The following is a 25,316-nucleotide window of genomic DNA, read 5'->3' as shown; positions in this document are numbered from 1 at the left end:
CACGGCTCCGCGTCGATTGCTCGAACAAGCTTCCCATATCACGCGGGGGTGCCTCTCTTCCCCGCCCGCTTTGCGCCTTGTGGCGCAGGGCGACGGCATATTTGCCAAGGAACTTTATGTCTTTTTCCAAACTCGGCCTTAACCGGTCGCTCGTCGATGCGCTCGCCCAAAAGGGATATGAGACGCCGACCCCCATTCAGGCCCAGTCGATCCCCGCACTGCTGGAGGGCAATGACCTTCTCGGCATCGCGCAGACCGGCACGGGCAAGACGGCGGCGTTCATGCTGCCCTCGATCCAGCGCCTGACGTCTGCCAACAATCGCGTAAAGCCGATGCGCTGCCGCATGCTGGTGCTTGCGCCGACGCGTGAACTCGCCAGCCAGATCGCCGAAAGCGCCAAGGAATATGGCCGCTTTTCCAAGATGCGGATCGCGACCGTGTTCGGCGGCGTTCCCATCGGCCGCAACCGCCGCGATACGGCGGCGGGCGTCGATATTCTGGTGGCGACGCCGGGCCGTCTGCTCGACCTGATCGATCAGAAGTGCATGAGCCTTGCCGATCTTGAGATTCTGGTGCTCGACGAAGCCGATCAGATGCTCGACCTCGGCTTCATCCATTCGCTGAAGCGCATCGTGAAGATGCTCCCCGCCGATCGGCAGAGCCTGTTCTTCTCGGCCACCATGCCCAAGACGATTCGCGAACTCGCCGGCAGCTTCCTGACCGATCCGATGGAGGTGAAGGTCGCGCCCGTATCGTCGACCGCCGAGCGCGTCGAACAATATGTCACGTTCGTCAACCAGAAGGAAAAGCAGGCGCTGCTGACGCTTTTCCTCGAAAATAACGAAATCGATCGCGCGCTGATCTTCAGCCGCACCAAACATGGTGCCGATCGCATCGTGAAGCTGCTCGCCGCCAACGGCATCGCCGCGAACGCGATCCACGGCAATAAGAGCCAGCCGCAGCGCGAAAAGGCGCTTGCCCAGTTCCGTTCGGGCTCGGTCAAGCTGCTCGTCGCCACCGACATCGCCGCGCGCGGCATCGACGTGTCGGGGGTGAGCCATGTCATCAATTTCGATCTGCCCAACGTGGCCGAACAATATGTCCACCGCATCGGCCGCACCGCGCGCGCGGGCAATGACGGCATCGCCTTTGCTTTCTGTGACGAGGAAGAACGCCCCTATCTGCGCGGCATCGAAAAGCTGACGCGGCAGAAGATCGACGTCGTTCCGCTCCCTGCGAATTTCGTCGAAGAGCAGGAGCGGATCAAATCGACCCGCACCGGCCCGATCCCGCCCGAGCGCGAAGAGCGCAGCCGTGGTCCGCGTCAGGCACAGGGCCCGCGTCGTCCGCGCAAGACGCACGATGCCAAGCCCGCAGGCGCCGCACGCGGCAAGCCCGGCGGCGGCAATCGCAGCCGCAGCGCCGGTCGCGGACGCGGCAAGCCCAAAGCCGCTTCGGGTCAGGGCTGAACCCGCTTCCGACGCTCACCGTCATGGCCAGCGCCAGCGAAGCAACTCGGCGTGTTGCTCATACACCGTCACCCCGGCCTCCGTGCCGGGGTCCACGGCGCGGCAATGAAAACGGGGTGAGGGGGCGTGGCAAGGTGGATGCCGGGACGGACCCGGCATGACAGCCGGCAAGAGCGTGATGACGCGGCGTCGCTTTACGCAAGCCCCTCCCCTTCAGGGGAGGGGTTGGGGTGGGGCGTCGCGACGAAGATCACGACCGCGCATCCCCCACCCCCGCCCCCTCCCCTGAAGGGGAGGGGTGAGCAATTCGATACCGCCCCGCTCTTCCGCCTCACCCCCGCACCATCTCCAGATCCGCTTCATCCAGCGCGCGCAGCGAAATGCCCTTCGTCTCTTTCAGGAACAGCGCGCCGATCAGGCTGACTGCCCCCGATCCCAGCACATACAGCGCAATTGGCACCCAGCTTTCATACTCGCGCAGCAACGTCGTCGCGATCAGCGGGGCCCAGCTTCCCGCGACCAGTGCGGTCGCCTGATAGCCGATCGACACGCCTGAATAGCGCATTCGCGTCGGAAACATCTCTGCCATGATCGCGGGCTGCGCCGCATACATCAGCGAATGGACGATCAGGCCCAGCACGATCGCGGCAAGGATCACCATGGTCGCGCCGGTATCGAACATCGGAAAGGCGAGGAACGGCCACACCATCATTGCGGCGGCCCCGGCAATATAGACCGGGCGACGTCCCGCACGATCGGCAAGCCCGCCGATCAGCGGTATCGCAATTGCCTGCGCGATATGCGCAACGAACAGCAGCGCGAGGATGCGGGTCGTCGAAATCCCTTCATGGTCGAGATAGGTGATCGAGAAGATCACGACCATGTAATAGAGGATGTTCTCGCCGAACCGCATCGCCATCGCGGTGAATACGCCGCGCGGATAGCGGCGAAATACTTCGGCGATGCCATATCCGGCGGCTTCCTCCGCCTGCGTCTCGCGCTTTGCCGCTTCGAAGACGGGTGAATCGCTGACCTTGGTGCGGATATAATAGCCGATCAGCACGATAACGGCGGACAGCCAGAACCCGACGCGCCAACCCCATGCGTCGAACGCCTGCGACGAAAGCGACGCCGACAGCACCATCAGCACGACGGTGGCGAGCAGATTGCCGACCGGCACGCCCGCCTGCGGCCAGCTTCCCCAGAATGCGCGGGAGCGGTTGGGGCTGTGCTCGGTCACCAGCAGCACCGCGCCGCCCCATTCGCCGCCCAGCGCGAATCCCTGCAGAAAGCGCAGCAGCACCAGCAGGACCGGTGCCCAATAGCCGATCGCGCCGAAGGTCGGCAGGCAGCCCATCAGGAATGTCGACAGGCCGATCAGCACCAGACTGAATTGCAGCAGCGATTTGCGCCCCATCCGGTCGCCGACATGGCCGAATATCACCCCGCCCAGCGGACGCGCTAGAAAGCCGACGGCATAGGTACCGAACGCCGCAATGATGCCGTCCAGATCATTGCCGCTGTCGGGAAAGAACAGCCGCCCGAACACCAATGTGGCGGCGGTGCCGTAGAGGAAGAATTCGTACCATTCGACCACCGTGCCCGCCATCGACGCCGCCACCACGCGGCGCAGCATCGGCAGGTCGCCTTTCTCCTCATGCTCCATCCACCGCTCCTCTTTTTTCTCATTTGTCGGCGGAGTGTGCATCCATGCAACGCCCGTGCGCAAGCGGTGCAATCGAGCGCATTTCGCCAGGTAAAATATCCGTTGCAGCGAAGGCAGAAAAGCACGCGAACGTGCAGGCTATATCGCGCTGCAATGCGCAGGGTTTGCAGCATTGGAACCGGTTCAGGCGAAGCCATTCCGGCTGATTTCTGCGCTTTGCTCATATGTTGCAAAAATGCCACGCAATATTGCAGAGTTCGGTAATTGTGCATCGCGGCGGTTACAAGCCTCGCCGCGCTTTGCTAGGTCGCCGCCACGTTCCGCGTAATCTTGAAAATTCCGGGCACGTCTGGCGCCCATATTTGCCGATGCGCGGATAGAACTATCCGATGACTTTGCGCGTGCGCGTTTCGCGCGCCGTAAAGCCCAAGAAGATAACCCAATAAGGGGAACAACATGACCAGGTTTCTGACCGGCGCGTCTTTGGGCGCCCTCGTCACTTGCTTCGCCGTGCCTGCGATGGCGCAGACGACAACCACGACCACCACCACGACCCGGAGCGCGCAGACTCCCAAAAAGCCGCGCACGGGCGGGGTGAAGGACATCGTCGTCACCGCGACCAAGCAGAACGAAAATCTTCAGGACGTTCCTGTTTCGGTTCAGGCGATCGGCGCGGAAGAGCTGACCCAGCTCGGCGTTTCGACCTTCGACGATTATCTGACTCAGCTTCCCAACGTCACCGCCGGTGGCGGCGGGCCGGGGCAGAACACCATCTATATTCGCGGTCTTGCCTCGACCACGCCGAACCTGACCACGGCGGGCGTCGCGGGGCTCGCGCCCAATGTCGCTTTCTATCTCGACGAACAGCCGCTGACCCAGCCGGGCCGCAACCTCGACGTCTATGCCGCCGATCTTGAGCGGATCGAGGTGCTTTCGGGGCCGCAGGGCACGCTGTTCGGCGCCAGTTCGCAGGCAGGCGTGGTCCGCATGATCACCAACAAGCCGGTGCAGCGCTTCGAAGCCTATGCCAAGGGCGAGACGTCGTTCACCAAGGGCGGCGATCAGAGCTACAAGGCGGAGATGATGCTGAACGTCCCCGTCACCGACAAGCTGGCGGTGCGCGGCGTGGTCTTTCTCGACCATCAGGGCGGCTATATCGACAATGTCCATGGCACGCGCTCGATGCGCGACAGCGCGCGGTTCCGTCCCGAAGGCACCGTCCGTTATAACGGCGTTCCGGTCAGCGAGCGCCGCAAGGGCGTCCAGTCGGACGCGGCTTCGCTCGACTATATCGACAACAATGTCACCTTCCAGAATGCGGACAATGCCCGTCTGGTCGAGGATGATTTCAACACCGCGCAATATTCGGGCTTCCGTGCCTCGGCGCGCTATGAATTTACGCCCGACTGGAACGTGACGGTCGCGCATATGCGTCAGGGTCTCGACACCGACGGCGTGTTCTTCGCCGATCCCGAACTCGGCCTCGATGACCCGTCGATCCAGCGCTATTCGCCCGACAATATGAGCGACGATTTCTCCAACACCGCATGGACGGTGGAGGGTCGCCTCGCCGCGCTCGATATCGTCTATACGGGCGCCTATACCGACCGCGAAACGCATCAGAATGTCGGCTATTCCGACTATCTGTTCGTCGGTCAGTATATCCCTTATTATATGTGCGACACGGCGGTCGCCTATCCCGACACGGTTGCCAACGCGCCCGCCGATCCGACCTGCTATGCTCCCAATCTGGCGGTGAAGTCGGACAGCGACACCACCGTGTTCACGCAGGAACTGCGCTTCAGCACGCCGCAGCAGGAGCGTATCCGCTTCACCGGCGGCGGTTTCTATTCGAACACCGTGCTCAAAGAGCTGAACGATTATTATTATGCCGATGAGCGGGTTCGCGGGAATGACGGCGTAACGCGCGGCTTTTCGGACATCTATCCGTTCACCAATACTGCGGTGACGGGCACGACCGGCAATGCCTTTCCCGGCTATTACGGCGATCCCGGCCCGCTGCCCGCCAATGTCGGCTTCCGCAACGATGTGAAGCGTACCGATGAGCAGTTTGGCATCTTCGGCGAAGCATCGTTCGACATCATCCCCGATGTGCTGACGATCACCGGCGGCGCGCGCTATTACAACGTCCAGGTCGATCTGGAAGGCGCCGCAACCTCGTCCTTCTGTAAGCTCAATTCGCCGATCTTCGGCGCAAATGTGGGCGTGCCGGTTGATGAGCAGACCAATATTCCGGGCTGTGGCGGTACCAATCTGTCGCTGAAATACGGACCCGACAATCCCGACGGCAATCCGGACAAGGCAAAGAGCGAAGGCACGATCTTCAAGGGCACGCTGACCTATACGCCGACGCGCGACCTGCTCTTCTACGCCACCTATTCGGAAGGCTTCCGTCCCGGCCTGCTCAACCGTCCGGGCGGCGCGCAGGGCCCCGGCAACTATACCGTGCCCTATGCGCTCGACACCGATGAGGTGAAGAATTACGAATTCGGGTGGAAGACGCAGCTGTTCGATCGTCAGCTTCGCTTCAACGGCAGCGCATTCTATGTCGATGTCAGCAAGCTTCAGACCGGCATCTTCGATCCCAGCATCACCAATCTGTTCTTCTCGGACAATGCGGCGAATGCAGAGATCAAGGGCGTAGAGGGCGAATTCACCTTCGCACCCTATTCGGTGCCGGGCCTGACGCTGGCAGGGGCGTTCTCGTTCCTCGATACCGAGATTACCGAGGTTCTGACCCCGACCGACGATGTGCAGGAAGGCTCGCCGCTTGCCTTCGCACCTGATTTTCAGGGCAATATCCGGATTCGCTACGAATGGGATATGGCGAATGGCATGACTGCGCATGTGATGCCGCAGATGGTGCATTCGGCGTCGAAATACACCGACATCATCGACATCAACAAGCTGCGGCTCGACAGCTACACGACCTTCAGCCTCACCGCTGGTGTGCAGAAGGATCAGTGGTCCGTCGAAGTGTTCGGGGAAAATCTCTCCGACGAACGCGCCGAAATTTCCGGCAACTTCAACTTCGACCGGCCGCGCGTGATGATCAACCGCCCGCTTACGGTGGGCCTGCGCGTCGGGTACACGTATAATTGATGCAAGCGAATGCGGCGTGCCGGTTGTGCGCCGCACCTATTGATCCGGCGGCGGGCGGACCTTCGGGTCTTGCCCGCCGTTCGGCAATAAGATCAGTTGTATTGGTCCGAACCCATCGCATCATCGTCATTGCGAGCCCCGAAGGGGCGCGGCAATCCAGAGGCGACGTGCGTATCGCCGGATCGCCACGCCGCTTCGTTTCTCGCAACGGCGGGTTCTGTGGTGGCAGACCGCCACGGCCCCGGCCTGTGCCGGGCCGACGCAATGGTGTCAGCAGCTTGTATGCACCGCGATTTTCCACACTCGTCGCCCCGGCGCAGGCCGGGGCCGGTGGCGTGTGATGCTATTATGGTTGCGCAGAGCGGCGTGATGCAAGGCTGCGGGCGGTGTAGCGCGCTGGATTGCTTGACGTTCGTATAATAGGTTTGGATCAACGCCGGTTGATATCAGGGCACGGAAAGGGCGTAATGCCAGAAACGATCGATACGGCTGCGGCAGTGCAGGCGGCGCAGCGCGCCTTGCAGGGCGGGCGGCATGGCGAAGCGCTCGCGCTTGCCGATGACGCACTTGCCGATGCACCCGGGGATCGCGACCTTCTCTATGTCGCTGCGGTCGCGGCGCGCTTTGCCGGGCAGCATGACGCAGCGTTGGCATATCTTTCGCGTCTGATCGAAGCAGCGCCCGAATATGGCCGCGCCTATCAGGAGCTGGGCCATCTTGCCCGCGATACCGGCGATGCCGATGCCGCGATTCTCCATTATGCCCGTGCCTGTCGCCTCAACCCCGCGCTCGATGCAAGCTGGCGCTGGCAGGCGGAATTGCTCGCCGCGAAAGGTCGCCCGGCCGAGGCGGCGGCTGCGCGCGCACAGGCCGACCGGCTGGCCGCGCTGCCGCGCGAACTGCTCGCCGTCACCAATATGATTCATGAAGGCCGCGTGCTGAAGGGGGAAAGCCTGTGCCGCGCCTTCCTCAAAGCCAATCCGCACCATGTCGAGGCAATGCGCCTGCTCGCCGATATCGGCAGTCGGCTCGGCGTAATGGAAGATGCCGACTTTCTCCTCGAAAGCGCAGTGACCTTCGCGCCTGACAATATCCAGCTGCGGCTCGACTGGATTCAGGTGCTGCGCAAGCGGCAGAAATTCGCCGAAGCGCTACGCGAGGCGGAGGCGCTGTACGCGCGCGATCCCGAAAATCCGCTGTTCCAGTCGCAACTGGCGATCGAGGCAATGCAGACCGGCGATTATACCCGCGCCTTCGCCCTGTTCGATGCGGTGCTCGAAAAGCTGCCGCACGACCCCGCGACGCTGACGTCGAAGGGGCATGCACTCAAAACGCGCGGCGAACATAAACAGGCCGTCGCCTCCTATCGCGCGGCGACCGTGGCGAAGCCCGATCATGGCGACGCATGGTATTCGCTCGCCAACCTCAAAACCTATCGCTTCGAGGATGCGGAGATCGACCGGATGCGCGCGCTGGTGGAGCGGCCCGATCTGGCGTTCATGGACCGGGTGCATCTCAATTTCGCGCTGGGCAAGGCGTATGAGGATCGCGGCGATTATGCCGAAAGCTTCCGCTTCTATGCGGACGGCAACGACCTCAAACGTCGCCAGTCGCGCTATGATGCGCAGAAGATGTCGCGCGAACTGGCGCTGCAGGCGGAGTTTTGCACGCCCGAGCTTTTCGCGGAAAAGGCAGGCAGCGGCGATCCCGCCCCCGATCCCATTTTCATCCTCGGCCTGCCGCGCGCCGGATCGACGCTGATCGAACAGATACTGGCCTCGCACAGTCAGATCGACGGGACGCTCGAACTCCCCAATATTCTCAGCCTTGCGCACCGCCTGCGTGGCCGCGCGCGTGCAGCGGGGGAGGGGGAATATCCCGCCAATCTCGCCGATCTGCCGCCGGAAGCGCTCGCCAAAATGGGCAGCGATTTCATCGAAAACACCCGCATCCACCGGCAGGGCGCGCCCTTTTTCATCGACAAGATGCCGAATAATTTTCGGCACATCGGCCTCATCCATCTGATCCTGCCCAATGCAAAGATCATCGACGCGCGCCGCGACCCGATGGATTGCTGCTTTTCGGGCTTCAAACAGCTGTTCGCCGAGGGGCAGGAATTCACCTATGGCCTGACCGAGATCGGCAGCTATTACCGCGATTATGTCGACCTGATGGATCATTGGGACCGCGTCCTGCCGGGCAAGGTACTGCGCGTGGCCCATGAAGACGTGCTCGACGATCTCGAAGGGCAGGTTCGCCGGATGCTCGACTATCTCGGCCTGCCGTTCGAACAGGCGTGCCTCGACTTCCACAAAACCGACCGCGCGGTCCGCACCGCAAGCTCCGAACAGGTACGCCGCCCGATCAACCGGTCGGGGGTAGGCGTGTGGCGGAACTACGAACCGTGGCTCGACGACCTGAAAGCGGCGCTTGGGCCGGAGCTGGCGCAGTAGCGGCGCTGTCGTGAGCATAGCCTTTCGCCCGCTACCCCCGCACCCAGGCCCACCGATCGAACGCACTCGCGCGCCGCCGGTCGATGTCATTTTTCGCTGCCGTCCCGTTCGGAATAGACGACATATTGCGACTTTCCTGCGGCCTTGGCGGCATATAGCGCCGTATCGGCAAGGATCATGAGGCTGGTCATGGTCAGTTCCTTCGCCGCGCAGCCCGGTGCCACACCGATGCTCACCCCGATCTCCACCTGCACGGTCGGTTCGATGGTATAGGGCATTCCGATCGACGCGATCAGCCGCTGGCTCAGCTGCCCCAGCGTGCTGGGGGAACCCTGTTCGACCAGCACCAGAAATTCGTCGCCGCCCAGCCGGCAGACCGTGGCATCGGAACCGGCCGCCGCCGTCAGACGCCGACCCACCTCCTGAAGCAACAGGTCGCCGATATGATGGCCGAACCGGTCGTTGACCTGTTTGAACCCGTCAAGGTCGAGGTACAACAAAGCCGGCTGCGCCGCCCCGGCGGTCATCCGTTCGAACGCCCCCTCGAAACCGCGCCGGTTCATCAACCCGGTAAGCGGATCGTGAAACGCCTGATTGCGGCTGTCGATTTCCGCAATGATCGCGCGCACCGTGACACGGCGGTGCTGCTTTATCATGGCCTTGTTCAGCAATACGAACATTCCGCCCTGACACAGGATCAGCGGAAGGAATTGCGGAAACAGATATCCGAAACTCGCCTTGAAACTGAGATCGATCATCAGCACCTGCGCCATTGCATAGCGCGGTGCCATGAAGTTGCGCCCGATAATGCCGCCGATCCCGGCGAGGCTGGACGCAAGCACGATCACGGTCATCGCAATGTCGCGGGACAGCACGATCGCCATGATCGCGGCGGCCTGGTTGGCGGCCCATGCCAGACCGACGACAAAAAACGGGTCGGTACGCGTCGACCAGACCCGCAATGCCCCCAGTCGGGCGGCAAGAAGCGCGACTTCCATCCCGACAAGCGCCAGGAGGACGGGATCGCCGATCCGATAAAAGGCGACCAGCAGCACGGCGATCGAATTGACGGCGGCCAGAACGAAAAATCTCGGCGACGACCGAAACATCGCACCAAGTCGCGTGCGTACATCGGGCGGAAGGTTCGGATCGATCGACACGATCCAGCGCAATATGGCCGATCGTGGCGCGACATAGTGGGAAGTTCCCGGCATTCGTCTTTTCCCGATTGAACAGCAGCCCCTATCAGGAACAGGTTTAAAAGCTGCTAATCGACCTTGAGCCGCGCCGAAACGAACATGGATAATGCAGCGCCGCGCGCCGGTTGCAACGTGGCCGGGGCGCGATCGGGTGGTGCGATCGACGTGTCCCGACGCTGCGTCGTCAGCCGCAGATGACCCCGCGCCACATAGCGCTGTCCTACATGGCGCAAATCTGGCAGACCGAAGCCATGTACACTTCCCGCCCTTCGCCTCGCTTTGCCGTCCGGCATCGCGCGGGGGAGGGGGCGGGAGGGGGGACGTAGTGTGAACTTCCACAACTTCCGCGACCACCCCACCCCCGCGTATATCCGCGAATCAGTCGTCTTCATCCTCGAACCCGACCAGATCGAGCGCGCGCGCCTTTATCTGGTGCAGCCCGCACCAGTGCACCAGCGCATCCTCGCGGCCATGCGTCACCCATACTTCCTTCGGCGCAATCTCACGGATGGTGCTCGTCAGCTCGTCCCAGTCGGCATGGTCGGACAGGATCAGCGGCAGTTCGACATTGCGCTGGCGCGCCCGTTGCCGCACGCGCATCCATCCGCTCGCCATCGCGGTGATCGGATCGGGCAGCCGCCGCGACCAGCGATCATTGAGAGCGCCGGGCGGGCTCAGCACGATATGCCCCTTCATCTCGCCTTTGTCGGTATCGGTGGCGGGGCGCAGTTCGCCCAGATCGACGCCATGTTCGGCATACAGATCGCACAGACGCTGCAACGCGCCATGGATATAGATCGGATCGCCATGCCCCATGGCGCGAAGCTCTGCGATCACCCGCTGCGCCTTGCCCAGCGCATAGGCACCGACCAGCACGCAGCGATCGGGATTCGCGTGCAGCGCATCGAGCAGCTTCGTCAGCTCATCATGCGTTTCGGGATGGCGAAAAACCGGCAGGCCGAACGTCGCCTCGGTAATGAACACATCGCACCGGACGGGCTCGAACCGCGCACAGGTGGGATCGGCACGGCGCTTATAATCGCCCGACACCACCACCCGCTCGCCGTCATGGTCGAGCACGATCTGCGCCGATCCAAGCACATGGCCCGCCGGCACGAAGCCGATATCGACCTCGCCCAGTCGGATCGTCTCGCCATAGGCGACCGGCTGTCCGAGTTGCGGGCCATAGCGCGCCTCCATGATCGCCAGCGTTTCCGGCGTCGCCCATACCGTGCCGTGCCCGCCGCGCGCATGATCGGCATGGCCATGGGTGACGAGCGCGCGGGGTTTGGGCGCGGAAGGATCGATCCACGCATCGGCGGCGGGGATGTAGATTCCTTCGGGATGCGGTTCGATCCAGTTTCCGACAGACATTTCAACGATATGGGGTGGCCGCGCTCACCATGCCAATCATCGTGCCACGGATCGAATGCAGCTGCCCATGGGTTGATCGCGCAACGACAGGAGAGAGACGATGGATCTGGGAAGCCTGTGGGGCGTGATGACGATTTTGGGGCCTATTCTGCTGGCCGCGGTCATCATCTGGGCAATATTGCACAATCGCACCAGCCGCGAACAGGACGCGCATACCGAAGCCGCGACGCAGCGCATGTATGATGAACAGGAGCGCGACGACAAGGCGAACGAAAACCGCTGACCGGTCCGGGCGGGTCGGGGACGACATTGTTTTGAGCACGTCGCATGGCGATATGCTGGCAGTGAACGCGCCTTCCTTGTCAGCCCCGATCGATCCCCCGCTTACCGCACCGCTGCGCGACTGGTTCGCGGCGCGCGGCTGGCAACCCCGGCGGCATCAGCTCGACATGCTGGCAGCGGCACGGGCCGGGCAGCACAGCCTGCTCGTCGCGCCGACGGGTGCGGGAAAGACGCTTGCCGGATTCCTGCCCAGCCTCGACGATCTTATCGCCCATGGCGGGGCGGAGGGGCTGCACACGCTGTACGTCTCGCCGCTGAAAGCTCTGGCGGTCGATGTGCAGCGCAATCTGCTCACCCCGATCGAGGAAATGGGCCTGTCGCTGCGGGTGGAGACACGCAGCGGCGACACCCCTTCGGACCGCAAGGCACGCCAGCGCACCCGCCCGCCGCATATCCTGCTCACCACCCCCGAATCGCTGAGCCTGCTGCTCAGCTATCCCGATAGCGACCAGTTATTCGAAACGCTGAAGACGGTGGTCATTGATGAGGTGCACGCCTTCGCCACGCAAAAGCGCGGCGATCTGTTGTCGCTGTCGCTCGCCCGGTTGCAGCGGCTCGCCCCCGATATGCGGCGCGTTGCGCTGTCGGCAACGGTCGCCGACCCCGACGGCTATCGGGCCTGGCTCGCCCCCTATGGCGATATCGACAGCGTTGCGAAGGTGGTGGGGGAGAAGGGTGCCGATCCCGATATCGCGATCCTGTTGCCGCAGGACCGCGTGCCATGGTCGGGCCATTCGGGCCGCTATGCCGCTGCACAGGTGATGGCCGAGATTGAGACGCATCAGACCACGATCGTCTTCTGCAACACCCGCAGCCTTGCCGAACTGATCTTTCAGGATCTGTGGAAGGCTAACGAGATGCAGCTTCCCATCGGCGTGCATCACGGGTCGCTGGCGCGAGAGGCGCGGCGCAAGGTGGAGGCAGCGATGGCGGACGGAAAGCTGCGCGCGCTGGTCGCGACCGCCAGCCTCGACCTTGGCGTCGACTGGGGCAATGTCGATTGCGTCATCCAGATGGGCGCGCCCAAGGGATCATCGCGCCTGCTGCAACGGATCGGGCGCGCCAATCACCGGCTCGACGAACCGTCCGAGGCGGTGGTGGTCCCCGGCAACCGGTTCGAATATCTCGAAGCGCGCGCGGCGCTCGATGCGGTGGAGGCGGGCGAGCTCGACCCCGATATCTTCCGCCCCGGCGGGCTGGACGTCCTCGCCCAGCATCTGATGGCATGTGCTTGCGCCGCGCCGTTCGATGCGGCGGAGATGCTGGAGGAGGTGCGCGGGGCGCTTCCTTATTCGGCGCTCGACGACGATACGTTCGAGCGGGTGCTCAATTTCATCGCCGATGGCGGCTATGCCCTGCGTGCCTATGACAAGTTCAAACGCCTGACCAAAGACACTGACGGGCTGTGGCGGGTCTCCCATCCGAAGTTCGTCACCCAGCATCGCCTGAACGCGGGGATCATCGTCGATGCCTCTACCCTCGACGTTCGGTTCAAAAACGGGCGAAAGCTCGGCACGGTGGAGGAATATTTCGCTGCCTCGCTTACCCCCGGCGATACGTTTTTCTTTGCCGGGATGAGCCTTGAGGTAGAGCGGATGGACGCGATCGATCTGGTCGTGCGGGCGACCGCACGGCCGGCGCGTATCCCGAGCTATAGCGGCGCGCGGATGCCGCTATCGACCAATCTTGCCCGGCGGGTGCGCGGCTTTCTGCACGATCCGGAGCAATGGGCGCGCTTTCCCGACGATGTGCGCGAATGGCTGGAGGTGCAGCGCTATCGCTCGATCCTGCCGGGGCCGGATCAGCTACTCGTCGAAACCTTCCCGCGCGAGGGGCGCCATTATATGGTCGCGTACAGTTTCGAAGGGTGGAACGCGCATCAGGCGCTCGGCATGCTGATCACCCGGCGGATGGAGGGGCAGGGGCTGAAGCCGTTGGGGTTTGTCGCCAATGACTATGCGCTTGCCTGTTACAGCCTCGATCCCGTTACCGATCCGGCGTCACTGTTTTCGCCCGACATATTGGAGCATGAATTTGTCGAATGGGTGCAGGGATCGGCGCTGCTCAAACGCGCCTTTCGCGAAGTCGCGGTGATCGGCGGGCTGGTCGAGCGCCAGCATCCGGGCAAGCGAAAGAGCGGGCGGCAGGTCACTTTTTCCACCGACCTGATTTACGACGTGCTGCGCCGCTATGAGCCGGACCATTTGCTGCTGCGTGCGGCATGGGAGGATGCGCGCGCGCGGATGACCGATGTCGGGCGGCTGGGCGATCTGCTCGACCGCGCGGGCGATACGATGGTGCATCGCGACCTGCCGCGCGTCAGTCCGCTTGCCGTGCCGGTGCTGGTGCTGATCGGGCGGGAGAATGTGGCGCAGGGGAGCGCGGATGACGAATTGCTCGAACAGGCGGAAGTGCTCGCCGCCGAAGCCATGGCGCGCGATTGACGGATGCGTGGGAAGCGGCGATAGAGAAAAGATGGTTCCCCTTTCGTTCGCCGGTCATGAGTTTCTGACGCGTCCCGACGGTGCGCTGTTCTGGCCCGCGCGCCGGGCGCTGCTCGTCGCCGATCTGCATTTCGAAAAGGCGAGCTGGTATGCGGCGGGCGGCCAGATGCTGCCGCCTTATGATTCGATTGATACCTTGCGGCAGCTTGATGCCGTGGTGCGCGCTCTGGAGGTCGAGCAGGTCTGGTGCCTTGGCGACAGTTTCCATGACGCTGCCGGGTGCACGCGGCTGTCGGATGCGGCGCAGAGGCTGCTGCGCGACCTGACCCAGCGCACCCGCTGGACGTGGATCACCGGCAATCACGATGCCGGGATGATCGATCATTGCGGCGGCAGGATTGTCGAGGAGGCGCAGGTCGACGGCCTGATCCTGCGCCACGAAGCACTGGCAGGCGAAACGCAGCCCGAGCTTTCCGGCCATTATCACCCCAAATTGCGCGTATCGGTGCGCGGCCGCCGGGTGTCGCGCCGCTGCTTCGTTGCGACGCCGACCAAGCTGATCCTGCCCGCTTTCGGCGCGCTCACCGGCGGCCTCGACGCTGCACACCCCGAAATCCTGCGCGCGGTGGGGCGCGGAGCCGAGGCACTGGTCGCAACCGAGCGCAAATTGCTGCGCTTCCCGATCGCGGCCTGACGCAATAGCGCAAGATCGGTCGCGCGCCGATCGTCGGGATGCGGCTAATTCGCCTTGCCACGAAGGAGGAAAGGGAACGCCGTGCCACCGCACTATCAGGAACGCATGCAGCGGGTGCTCGACCATATCGACCGCAATCCCGATGCCGATCTCAGCCTTGATCGGTTAAGCGACGTCGCGGCGTTCTCAAAATACCATTTCCACCGTCAGTTTTCGGCGATCTTCGGTCTGTCGGTGCATCGCTATGTGCAGCTCGTCCGGATGCGGCGTGCCTCCTATCAGCTCGCTTTTCGCGATGCGGACGGCGTGACCGACATAGCGCTGGATGCGGGATATGAGGCGTCTGACGCCTTTGCCCGCGCTTTCCGCCAGAACTTCGGACAATCGCCGTCCGAATTTCGAACCGCGCCGGACTGGCGATCGTGGCTTGCCGCCCTCGGGCCGCTAACCTTCGCACGGAGCAAGCATTTGACCAACTATAGCCTGCAAGACGTCACCATCACCGATTTTCCCGCAACGCCGGTGGCGCTGATGAAACATCACGGCGATCCCGAGCGGATTTATGCCACCATCCAGCGTTTCATTGGCTGGCGCAGGGCGACCGGGCTGGGCAAGGACATCACTGCTACCTTCAACATCTTTCATTCCGACCCGCGAACCACGCCGCCCGAGGCGTTTCGCATGGACCTGTGTGCGGCCTCGAAAGGCCCTGTCGCACCGAATGACGCCGGCGTGGAGGAGGGGCTGATCCCGGCCGGGCCTTGCGCGGTTCTGCGTGTCGTGGGAAATAGCGAAAATCTGGAGGCAGCGGCCTTGTTTCTGTACCGGGAATGGCTGCCGCAAAGCGGTGAAGAGCCACGGGATTTCCCGCTTTTCTGTCAGCGCGTGCGATTTTACCCCGATGTGCCCGAACCCGATAGCGTGACGGACCTGTTCCTGCCGATCGATCAGGGCGCGCGTGCGGTGGGCGGTCCCGGGCGCATCGCTACATAAGCGGTGCGCAGGCCCGGTCGGAACCCCAGCCCTTCATAGAAAAGATGAACGCGCGGATCGGCGCGGCCGCTTTGCATCAGGACATGATGGCAATCGCTTTGCCAGGCATGGTCCAGCGCAGCGGTAACGACCGAACGGCCATGACCCAAGCCGCGATGATCGGGGTGGGCGACGACATTTTCCAGAAAAGCGTGCGACCTGCCGGCGCGCAACAGGTTGGGCGCGGTGATCAGCGTACATGTCGCGACGATTTGCATATCCAGCGCTCGAACGAAGGTGAAGATATGAGAGCTGGCCAGCATGTCGCGCCAGATTTGTTCGGCCCGTTCGACGGGTTCGGCAGCCGCGCTCACTTCCGACGATTCGAACAGCGCGAGAAGCGCCGGCAAATCCTCAGGCCGGGTGAGGCGGGTGACGGGAACTGGCAGCGCCTATGCCCCCTTTTCGTCGCAACGCACCGGGCCGGGGCCGCGGCTGGTGCAGGCGGCGGGGCCGTCGATGGTTACATCGCCTACCCCCATTGCGGTGATGTCGGCGGAGCGGGTGGCGGTGAAATGGTTGCTGCCGGTCCCATCCGATGTCACGGCAAGGTCGCGGACGGTCAGCCCGCCCGCATCGATCGCGCCCGATCCGCTATTGGTGAAGCGGGCATTGGCGGCGGCCCCACCCAGTTTCAATAGCCCCGATCCCGCCACCACGCCGGTCAGCGAATCGGCGATGACATTTTCCACCTCGATCCGGCCCGATCCCATCACGCCGAGCCGGACATCCATGCCCTCGGCCTTATCGAGGGCGAGCGAGCCGCCGCCCCGAACCGCTGCCTCGCGCACCTTGTCGGTGGTGACCGCGATGACCGGGCGCTCGTGTCGTTCGCCCGGCCAGCCGCCCCAATTGCTGTTGCTCGCCGAAACGGTCAGCACCTTGTCCTCGACTGACAGCGAAACCTGATCGATCGCCCGGTCACCGCCGGTGACGATCGCGCCTGAGGGCTTGCCCGTAACCGCCACAACCCGGAACGCGCCGTCGATCCGGATTGTGTCGAACCCGGTCAGCATCACCTTGCGCTCGCTCGCATTGGCAAGCGGGGGGGCGACTAATATAACGGCGAACAAAGCGAAGCGGATCATAGCCCTATTATAGGCGACGCGATCCCCGATAACGCAACCGGGAGATTAGCCGCAGCGCACACTTCCCGATCCGGCCTTGCTCGTCGTGCAGCGTGGTTGGCCCTTCACATCGACATTACCCGATCCGCGCAGCCCGATAGTGACGGGACCGTTTACCCGTGCGCCGACATTGCCCGACCCGGCGACCTGAATCGTCGCCGATTTCGTTGTGAGGCCGCCCGCATCGACATCGCCCGATCCTGCGATCGAAATATCCAGCGTATCGGCAGTGCCGCCTATCCCGATATCGCCCGAACCGGCGATGGAAAGCTTCACATCGCCGCCGCTCTGGCGCTTTACGAGGATATTACCCGACCCCTTGATGGCGCCGGTAAAACCGCCTTGCACTTCGCCGATCATCAGATCGCCCGATCCTTTGATCGACCCGGAAAAGGGGCCGGCTGCCCGGTCGATTTCCACATCGCCCGATCCCTTGGTTTCCACTGCAGTTATGCGCGGCATCGTGATGGTCAGATGCGCATTTCCGCGCGAAATGCCCCAATTGCCCTTTTTCATGCCGATATGCAGCTGCGAACCGCTCACGCTGAGTTGCATCCGATCGAGCAGATCGGGATCGCCTTCTCCGCGAACCGAGAACGCCTGCCCAGTGTGGATGGTGATGTCGGTCGAACCGCTGGCGTCGACCTTATCGAACCCGGAGACGTTCCACTCGCGCTGACCATCGGCGCGTGCGGTGGAGGCGGCGGGGATATCGGCGAATCCGTTGCAGGCAACGAGCGGCAGAGCGGCCAGAGCGAGTAGAAGACGCATGCGAAAATCCTCTTCGGTGTATCGCCGTTATAATACACCAAGATGCAGGCCGCGCAAATGAAAAGGGCGGCCCGTTGCCGGACCGCCCCTCATGGATGGAACGAAACCGAAGCCTATCAGGCGGCAGCTGCGTCCTTTTCCTTGTTATATTTGGGTGCCGCTTCGCGCAGAATATCGAGGATTTTTTCAAGCGCGGCGGGTTCGTCGACCTGTTCCATCGCGGCCAGTTCGCGCGCAAGACGCGAGGCAGCGGCTTCGAAAATCTGCCGCTCCGAATAGCTCTGCTCGGGCTGGTCATCGGCACGGAACAGGTCGCGCACGACCTCCGCAATCGATACCAGATCGCCGGAATTGATCTTGGCTTCATATTCCTGGGCGCGGCGCGACCACATGGTGCGCTTCACCTTGGGTTTGCCCTTCAGCGTATCGAGCGCTTCTTTCAGCGTCTTGTCGCTGGAGAGTTTGCGCATGCCGACGCTTTCGGCCTTGTTGGTGGGCACGCGCAGGGTCATGCGTTCCTTTTCGAACCGGAGGACATACAGTTCGAGCGGCATTCCCGCGATTTCCTGTTTCTGGAGCTCGATAACACGACCGACGCCGTGCTTGGGATAAACAACGTAATCGCCGACATCGAAGGACAGCGCCTTTGCAGCCATAGGGGTGCAACCTTTCCGTGAACTATTGCCCAAGGGACAGCGCATCGCTACGGCTCGGCTCTGCCGCGCCGGAACAATGCGACCGGGGCGAGAATCAAACGTCTCCGGGCGGAGAGAAACCCTCTCCGTCAGCTACCCGTTTAACATAGCCGTAATAAAATTACTAGCGATCATCGCACGACTTCGCACCGCATCGGCACAAAAAGCCATTGCGCGGGCGAAATTACGCGGTTCGCGCTGTTCCGCGCCGCAGCGACGGCAGGCGCGTGATCAGTCGCCCTTGCCGGGCTCGGGCGAGAAATATTTCTCGAACTTGCCCTCTTCGCCCTTATGCTCGTCGGCATCGTCGGGCGTCTGTCCGGCATTGGTCGTGACATTGGGCCATTGGGCCGAGAAGGTCGCGTTCACCTCAAGCCATTGTTCCAGACCGCCCTCGGTATCGGGCAGGATTGCCTCGGCCGGGCATTCGGGTTCGCACACCCCGCAATCGATGCATTCGCTGGGGTTGATGACGAGCATATTCTCGCCCTCATAGAAACAGTCGACGGGGCACACCTCGACACAATCCATATATTTGCAACGGATGCAGGCATCGGTCACGACATAGGTCATCGGGTAACAGCTCCAGTCAACATCTCGGTTCCTGCTATGCGGCGTCGCTTGATGCGTCAACGTCTTTGGTATTGCCGGGAATGAGTTCGGTGAAAAGCGTGGCCGCTTCGGCAGGCGGACCGCGCCGGACCGGCAATGCCTCTACCCGCAGAATGCGGACGCTTCCATCGCGGGCAAATGCGATGATCGAGCCGGGGCGCACCTGCGCATGAGCGCGATCGATCCGCCGCCCATCGAGGCGCATCGTGCCCGATTCGGCCATTTTCTGTGCGATGCTGCGCGACTTGGTCACGCGCGCCCACCACAGGAAGCGATCGATCCGCATCCGGGGCGTATCAGCCATTGCGAAGGTCCAGATCGGCGAGCGCGGCAAAGGCGTTTTCCGGGCGCGGCGCGGCTGGCTTTTCGCGGCGCGGGGCAGGGCGGCCGCGCCAGATCCAGCGCGGCGTGCCCTCGTGCGGGCTGGTGGCGCGAAAACCGAGTCGTGCCATTAGCCGGTCGAGCGTTTCGGGCTTCAAACCGATCGATACCGCAAGCGCTGGATCGGGCGCGAAGGGCTTGCGCCCCTGCCGCGCATCGTGCGCAGCTTTCGAAATACGCTCGATCAGGTCCATGCGTACCGCCTGCCCCCCGATCGCGCGAAATCCCATAGCCGGGCTGGCGCCGCCTGTGCCCCGGTCGAGCACCGTCGCGCCCTCGGGCGGCAGCGCGCGGACCGGGTCGCCGCGCAGGCGGAACAAGAGGTGGCGCCACCGGGTCGCCGCAGGCTTCATCAGCCGGGGATCGAAAATATCGAGTACGCCGATCGTGATGCCCGCTTTGCGCAGCCGCCGTCGCTCTTCGGGCGAAAGCGCGGCGACCGAATCGGCAAGCGGATCGCGCGGGGTAAGCCCGCCATGATCGCCCAGCGCAGCCGCCACGGCGCGCAGCGCGGGCGATGCTTGCGGGTCACGCGCGATTGCATCGAGCCGGGTGAGCGCTGTGCAATGCCGGGAGAGTTCGCTTTCGACCCATCGCTGCGCGCGCGCTTCCACTGTGGCGCGATCTGCCGCTTCGAGCGAATCGAGCGCGCGGTCGAGCAGGATGCGAGGGCGGGTGAGCGCCAGGCCGGCCTTTAACCGCGCGAACGGTACGCCCTGCCATAACAGCCGCGCTTCCTCGCCGGTATCGAGCGCGAATTCCTCATCCTTCGCCTGTGCCAGCGCATCGGCCCGCCGGGCCAGTTCCTTGCCCAGCCGCTTTTCGGCGGCGGCGAGCAGCATGCGCTTGTCGCTCGCCCGCGCATCAGCGGCGACGGTGAAGCGAAAGCCGTTGAGCGTGCCGAGCTGATGCGTATCGACCATCACTTCTCCTTCAGCGCCGATTTCGACCGGCAGGTCGGCGGCGCCGCTGCCGATCTGGCGAAGCAGCGCCGAGGTGCGCCGGTCGACAAAGCGCTGAGTCAGCCGGTCGTGCAGCGCGTCGGAGAGCTTTTCCTCGATCGCGCGGGTGCGCTCGGCCCAGTGCATGGGGTCCGCAAGCCAGCCGTCGCGATGCGCGATATAGGCCCAGCTGCGGATCGCGGCGATGCGCGCGGCGATCATCTCGACATCGCCCTGCACATTGTCGAGCTTCGCAATCTCGCCGGCGAACCATGGGTGCGGAATATGGCCGCTGCCCTCGGTCAGATGGCTAAAAATACGCCCGACGAAGCGTGCATGCGGATCGACGCCCAGCTTGCGGAAATCGGGAAGCCCGCATGCAGCCCAGAGCCGATTTACCGCACCTTTGCCGCGCGCGCGCTGGCGCACCCAGTCCTCATCGGCGAGCCGCTTGAGCACGGCAAGGTCGATCGCCTGTGGCGCGGCGCGCATCACGCCCGGTTCGGGACGTGCCTCGAGTCCCGCGATCAGCGTATCGAGGCTGGAAAGGTCGGGCGCGCCGTCGCGCCAGAACAGATGGTCGAGCCGGGGGATGTGATGCCCCTCGATCGCCATGACCTCTTCGGGGGTGAAGGCATCCGGCCCCTCTTCGTGCAGTGCGCCGAACGTGCCGTCGCGCTGATGCCGTCCGGCGCGCCCTGCAATCTGCGCCATTTCGGCGACGGTCAGGCGGCGACGACGGCGGCCGTCAAATTTGTGGAGCCCCGCAAAGGCGACATGCGTAACATCGAGGTTCAGGCCCATGCCGATCGCATCGGTGGCGACCAGATAATCGACCTCTCCCGACTGGAACATCTGCACCTGCGCATTGCGGGTTCGCGGCGACAGCGCGCCCATCACCACCGCCGTGCCGCCGCGCAGTCGCCGCAGCGTTTCGGCGACGGCATAGACCTCTTCAGCGGAAAAGGCGACGATCGCCGAGCGGCGGGGCAGGCGCGAAAGTTTTTTCGCACCCGCATAGCTCAGCGTCGAAAAGCGCGGCCTGCCGATGATCTCCGCATCGGGGACCAGCGCTTTGAGCATGGGGCGTAAGGCGTCGGATCCGAGCAGCATCGTTTCCTCCCGGCCCCGTGCGCGCAGCAACCGGTCGGTAAACACATGGCCCCGTTCCGGGTCTGCACCCAGTTGCGCCTCATCCAGCGCGAGGAACGCAGCTTCGCGATCCAGCGGCATGCTTTCGGCGGTGCACAGCAGCCAGCGGGCATTTGCGGGCAGGATCTTCTCCTCGCCCGTAATCAACCCAACCGAATCCGCGCCCTTTATCGCAACCACCCGGTCATAGATTTCGCGCGCGAGCAGACGCAGCGGAAAGCCCATAATGCCGCTGGAATGCGCGCACATCCGCTCCACCGCGAGATGCGTCTTGCCGGTATTCGTCGGACCCAGCACTGCCGTTACCGGGCTGCGCGCGAAATTACTCATCACGATTGCCAAGATCGCGATTGTCGCCCGGTTGCGCAACCGAAACTCGCAATTGTCCGGAACGGAGCGCGGCAAACGCGCTGAATTGTCACGGTTTCCGACGTTCGCCGTCTTTCCGCAACGTTTCGCCGCAGGACGAGCCGCAGCCCCGCCCGGTTAAATTGACTTTAGCATATAGGATACATCACCAATTCATTTCGGGCCGGGTTCAAGCGGTTCACTTCACAACGGGGGGCGGCGCACCTTGTTTTTGCGCAACGATCTGGCATTCGATCACGGCAGCGGCACAGGCGCGATCTCCTTCGGTCGCCTGCCGCAGGCGGATCGTCCCCGGACCTTTGCCGACCGTTTCCGCGACCGCTTTCCTGATTTCGAAATCGCTCCCGATCTGGGATCGAATATCGGTTCGCGCGAATGGTGGCGCGGTGCCGCGACCTGTGCGGGACTGTGCGCGCTCACCGTGCTGCTGGCGCCGGGCATTTCGCGCCCGATCCTTTCCGAATCCGCGCCTGCCCTGACCGGCAGCGAATGGGATGCGGCGCAAACCCAGTCGATTTCCGCGCTGGCGCTCGGCGCGACGACGGGCAAGCACAGCCCGGCAACCAGTCTTGTCCATCCGCTTGCCGATACGCCTGAGCGCCCGATCATTCAGGCGAGCGCGCTGGTTGGCCATGGCGATGACCTTGCCGCCGTGCTGCGCCGCGCGGGTGTCGGCGCGGATGAAGCGAAGCATGCCGTTTCCCTGATCGATACGGCGCTGGGCGATGGATCGATCGAACCGGGCACCCGGCTTGCGCTGACGCTGGGCCGCCGTTTCGATAAATCGCAGCCCCGCCCGCTGGAAAAGCTGGCCTTCCGCGCGCGCTTCGACCTGCGCGTCGAGCTGGAGCGCGCGGAATCCGGACTGGTCGCGCACCGCATTCCGATCGCGATCGATCATACGCCGCTGCGCATCACCGGTCGGGTCGGCGGCAGCCTCTATCGGTCGGCACGCGCCGCCGGCGCGCCCGCGCGCGCGGTGGAGGCCTATATCAAGGCGATCGCCAGCCGCCTGCCGATGTCGCGGGTCGACAGCAATGATACATTCGATCTTGTCATCGAACGCGCGCGCGCGGAGACCGGCGAGGTTCAGCTCGGCGATCTGATGTATGCCGGGCTCGATCACAAGGGCGGCGACGTTGATCTGCTGCGCTGGGACAAGGGCGGCAAAAGCGCCTGGTATGATCGCAAAGGCGTCGGCGAAACCACCGGCATGATGGTCATGCCGGTACAGGGGCGGATCACCTCCACCTTCGGTATGCGCATGCATCCGCTGCTGCATTATAAGCGGATGCATAAGGGACTGGATATTGCCGCGCCGTCAGGCTCGCCGATCCGCGCTGCGGCGGCGGGAACGGTGATCTTTGCAGGGCGTGCGGGCGGCTATGGCAATCTGATGAAGATCCGCCACAGCAGCGGCTATGTCACCGTGTACGGCCATATGAGCAAATTTGCGGTGCGCGCGGGCGCGCATGTCGATCGCGGGCAACGGATCGGCAGCGTCGGATCGACCGGTATCTCCACCGGCCCGCACGTCCATTATGAGGTTCAGAAGAACGGTCGCGCGATCAATCCGCAGGGCGTCAGCTACGCCACGACCGACCGGCTGGGCGGCAGCGCGCTGAGCGCATTCAAGGCGAAATTGTCCAAGCTGCTCGCGCTGCCGAGCGCGGCAGAGCAAGCCGAGGCGGTGGCCGCAAAGCCGGAGCATTCTCCCAAGGGATAATACGCCGGGCTTTGCGCACCGGCCGGTCAGCGTCCCTGCGTTCGCCAGCGGCGGATGGTTTCGGCGATCACGCCTTCCTCACCGCCTGTCCGGCTCCAGAGTTCCGAAAAGACCGGATCGTCCGAGGCCGGGCGCTTATCCTCGTCCAGCGTATCGAAGGCGACGCGGATGGGGGTCGCCACGCCTTCGCCGCAAATGATGCATTCGCGGTTACGCAGCGCCGGCAGCGCATCAAGAAAGCCGCGCGCTCCCTCCGGCATGGCGCCGCGCACATAGGCCTGATCGCGATCATTGTTGAGCCGCATCGACAGGATCGTCCCGCATTGCGAGAGCACCCCTTCCGCAAGGTCGGAGGGGCGCTGCGTGATAAGGCCCAGCGACACCCCATATTTGCGCCCTTCCTTGGCAATGCGCGACAGAATGCGCCCGACCGCCGATCGATCCGCATTGCGTTCATTGGGGATGTAGCGATGCGCCTCTTCGCACACGAGCAGGATCGGATGCTGCGCCGAACCGCGCGACCAGATCGCGAAGTCGAATACCATCCGGCTGAGCACCGCGACCACGACCGAGGTGATTTCGGACGGCACACCCGACACGTCGATGATCGAAATGGGTTTGCCGTCGCCCGGCAGGCGGAAGATGCGGCTCATGAAATTCGCCATGGTGTCGCCGACCAGCATGCCGGAAAACATGAAGGCATAGCGCGGATCAGCCTTGATCTCGTCGATCTTGCCTTTCAGGCGCAGATAGGGGGCGGTGTCGGTGGCCTTGTCCATCCGCCCCATTTCATTGGTGATGATGTTGGTAAGGTCGGACAGCAGATAGGGGATCGGCGCATCGACGGTCAGCTTCGGCACCTCCTGCGCCAGCCGGTTCTTCGCCTTTGCCATCAACAGGCAGCGGGCCAGAATATCGGCATCGACCTGCCGTGCCGATCCTTCGCTGGTCAGGAACACCTCGCAATGTTCCTCGAAATTCATCAGCCAATAGGGCATTTGCAGGTTCGAAACGTCATATAGCGCCCCGTTCGTGCCGAATGCAGCAGCATATTCGCCATGCGGATCGATCATCACGATATGCCCCTGCGGCGCGAGCGCGCAGATGCGGTGGAGGATCAGCGCCGCGGCGGTGGATTTGCCCGTACCGGTCGACCCCAGCAGCGCAAAATGCTTGCCCAGCATCGCATCGATATAGAGCGAGGCGGGGATATCGCTGGTCGGATAGACGGTGCCGATCCCGATCGTCGCGCGGCCATCGGCGGCGTACACCTGATTCAGGTCGGCGCTGGTGACCGGATGGATTTCACAACCCGGCACCGGATAGCGGGTGACGCCCCGGCGGAAGCGACAGAGCTTTCCGGTGAGCTGCTCCTCATCGCCTTCGCCCAGAAAGTCGAGCAGCGCCGAAATCCGCGCGCCATCCTCCCCGATCAGCTTCAGCGAGCGGATCGTGGCGATCAGCCATGACGATCCGACACGCAGCTTTACCTGCGACCCGACCGACCCGCTATGGGCGACCAACGTGTCGGAATGCCCCGAAAGCGCCAGAATCCGCGCGCGATCAAGGATGGCAAGGCCGCCCGATCCGGCAATGTCGACGAGAATGCCGATCGAATCGCTACTACGGGCACGCGGCGCATCGCTATGCCCGTCCTGGTCGCTTTCGTGGTCGAACGCGCGGCTCGCATCCATATGGTATCTGCCCGTTGCTGGAGTTCAGGCAGGCAATGGCATGTCGCTGGTA

The 25,316-nt window shown here is 63.5% G+C and carries 19 protein-coding genes; 8 read left to right on the top strand and 11 right to left on the bottom strand.

Features of this window, described 5'->3' with window-relative positions; genetic code table 11:
- Positions 1–116 precede the first annotated feature (116 nt).
- The gene (locus EV664_RS03970; protein WP_133494403.1) at positions 117–1,469 is read left to right on the top strand and encodes a DEAD/DEAH box helicase; all 1,353 of its coding nucleotides are present in this window, start codon (positions 117–119) and stop codon (positions 1,467–1,469) included.
- Between the two features lie 331 nt (positions 1,470–1,800).
- On the opposite strand, the gene EV664_RS03965 is transcribed toward EV664_RS03970, so the two are convergent.
- On the bottom strand, positions 1,801–3,135 hold the full coding sequence (locus tag EV664_RS03965) for an MFS transporter (RefSeq protein ID WP_133494402.1): 1,335 nt from the start codon (positions 3,133–3,135) through the stop codon (positions 1,801–1,803).
- A 456-nt stretch (positions 3,136–3,591) separates the two neighbouring features.
- Here EV664_RS03965 and EV664_RS03960 point away from each other — a divergent pair, with 456 nt between their 5' ends.
- Both EV664_RS03960 and EV664_RS03955 read left to right on the top strand, forming a co-directional pair.
- The gene (locus EV664_RS03960) at positions 3,592–6,258 is read left to right on the top strand and encodes a TonB-dependent receptor (RefSeq protein ID WP_133494401.1); all 2,667 of its coding nucleotides are present in this window, start codon (positions 3,592–3,594) and stop codon (positions 6,256–6,258) included.
- A gap of 467 nt (positions 6,259–6,725) precedes the next feature.
- Positions 6,726–8,711 carry a tetratricopeptide repeat-containing sulfotransferase family protein gene (locus EV664_RS03955; RefSeq protein WP_133494400.1) on the top strand — a complete coding sequence of 662 codons (1,986 nt, stop codon included), beginning with the start codon at positions 6,726–6,728 and terminating at the stop codon, positions 8,709–8,711.
- 86 nt (positions 8,712–8,797) lie between these two features.
- On the opposite strand, the gene EV664_RS03950 is transcribed toward EV664_RS03955, so the two are convergent.
- Positions 8,798–9,925 (bottom strand): GGDEF domain-containing protein, encoded by a 1,128-nt coding sequence (locus EV664_RS03950; RefSeq protein ID WP_133494399.1) that lies wholly within the window; start codon positions 9,923–9,925, stop codon positions 8,798–8,800.
- 363 nt (positions 9,926–10,288) lie between these two features.
- A complete protein-coding gene (locus tag EV664_RS03945) occupies positions 10,289–11,284 on the bottom strand; it encodes a ligase-associated DNA damage response exonuclease (protein WP_133494398.1) in 996 nt (331 codons plus the stop codon).
- Between the two features lie 100 nt (positions 11,285–11,384).
- Here EV664_RS03945 and EV664_RS03940 point away from each other — a divergent pair, with 100 nt between their 5' ends.
- The 4 genes from EV664_RS03940 to EV664_RS03925 all read left to right on the top strand — a co-directional run bounded on the left by EV664_RS03940 (position 11,385) and on the right by EV664_RS03925 (position 15,757).
- Positions 11,385–11,567 carry a hypothetical protein gene (locus EV664_RS03940; protein ID WP_133494397.1) on the top strand — a complete coding sequence of 61 codons (183 nt, stop codon included), beginning with the start codon at positions 11,385–11,387 and terminating at the stop codon, positions 11,565–11,567.
- A 52-nt stretch (positions 11,568–11,619) separates the two neighbouring features.
- Positions 11,620–14,070 carry a ligase-associated DNA damage response DEXH box helicase gene (locus EV664_RS03935; protein WP_133494723.1) on the top strand — a complete coding sequence of 817 codons (2,451 nt, stop codon included), beginning with the start codon at positions 11,620–11,622 and terminating at the stop codon, positions 14,068–14,070.
- A 31-nt stretch (positions 14,071–14,101) separates the two neighbouring features.
- Complete coding sequence (gene pdeM, locus EV664_RS03930; RefSeq protein WP_133494396.1) at positions 14,102–14,764, top strand: ligase-associated DNA damage response endonuclease PdeM; 663 nt, start codon at positions 14,102–14,104, stop codon at positions 14,762–14,764.
- Positions 14,765–14,845: 81 nt separating this feature from the next.
- Positions 14,846–15,757 (top strand): AraC family transcriptional regulator, encoded by a 912-nt coding sequence (locus tag EV664_RS03925; protein ID WP_229668111.1) that lies wholly within the window; start codon positions 14,846–14,848, stop codon positions 15,755–15,757.
- Here the strand turns inward: EV664_RS03925 and EV664_RS03920 are convergent.
- From EV664_RS03920 to EV664_RS03890, 7 genes are all read right to left on the bottom strand, one after another.
- On the bottom strand, positions 15,712–16,146 hold the full coding sequence (locus tag EV664_RS03920; RefSeq protein WP_211338464.1) for a GNAT family N-acetyltransferase: 435 nt from the start codon (positions 16,144–16,146) through the stop codon (positions 15,712–15,714). The genes EV664_RS03925 and EV664_RS03920 overlap by 46 nt on opposite strands.
- 42 nt (positions 16,147–16,188) lie before the next feature.
- The gene (locus EV664_RS03915) at positions 16,189–16,884 is read right to left on the bottom strand and encodes a GIN domain-containing protein (protein WP_133494394.1); all 696 of its coding nucleotides are present in this window, start codon (positions 16,882–16,884) and stop codon (positions 16,189–16,191) included.
- Between the two features lie 45 nt (positions 16,885–16,929).
- Positions 16,930–17,694 (bottom strand): head GIN domain-containing protein, encoded by a 765-nt coding sequence (locus tag EV664_RS03910; RefSeq protein WP_133494393.1) that lies wholly within the window; start codon positions 17,692–17,694, stop codon positions 16,930–16,932.
- A gap of 116 nt (positions 17,695–17,810) precedes the next feature.
- Positions 17,811–18,350, bottom strand: coding sequence for a CarD family transcriptional regulator (locus EV664_RS03905; RefSeq protein WP_133494392.1), 540 nt, complete (start codon positions 18,348–18,350; stop codon positions 17,811–17,813).
- A gap of 270 nt (positions 18,351–18,620) precedes the next feature.
- Positions 18,621–18,962 (bottom strand): ferredoxin FdxA, encoded by a 342-nt coding sequence (gene fdxA, locus EV664_RS03900; protein WP_133494391.1) that lies wholly within the window; start codon positions 18,960–18,962, stop codon positions 18,621–18,623.
- A 34-nt stretch (positions 18,963–18,996) separates the two neighbouring features.
- Entirely contained in the window at positions 18,997–19,305 is a 309-nt protein-coding gene (locus EV664_RS03895) for an RNA-binding S4 domain-containing protein (protein ID WP_229668112.1), read from the bottom strand.
- Positions 19,298–21,805: a helicase-related protein gene (locus tag EV664_RS03890; protein ID WP_133494390.1), complete on the bottom strand. Its 2,508-nt coding sequence runs from the start codon at positions 21,803–21,805 to the stop codon at positions 19,298–19,300. The genes EV664_RS03895 and EV664_RS03890 overlap by 8 nt, the downstream gene beginning before the upstream one ends.
- Positions 21,806–22,049: 244 nt before the next feature.
- Here EV664_RS03890 and EV664_RS03885 point away from each other — a divergent pair, with 244 nt between their 5' ends.
- Positions 22,050–23,570, top strand: coding sequence for a M23 family metallopeptidase (locus EV664_RS03885; protein ID WP_133494389.1), 1,521 nt, complete (start codon positions 22,050–22,052; stop codon positions 23,568–23,570).
- A 26-nt stretch (positions 23,571–23,596) separates the two neighbouring features.
- On the opposite strand, the gene EV664_RS03880 is transcribed toward EV664_RS03885, so the two are convergent.
- Complete coding sequence (locus EV664_RS03880; RefSeq protein WP_133494388.1) at positions 23,597–25,264, bottom strand: ATP-binding protein; 1,668 nt, start codon at positions 25,262–25,264, stop codon at positions 23,597–23,599.
- Positions 25,265–25,316: the final 52 nt, after the last annotated feature.

Origin of the sequence: Stakelama pacifica (genome assembly GCF_004361835.1) — a bacterium.
Classification (GTDB): domain Bacteria; phylum Pseudomonadota; class Alphaproteobacteria; order Sphingomonadales; family Sphingomonadaceae; genus Sphingomonas; species Sphingomonas pacifica.
This window is presented reverse-complemented; position numbering and strand designations above follow the sequence as displayed.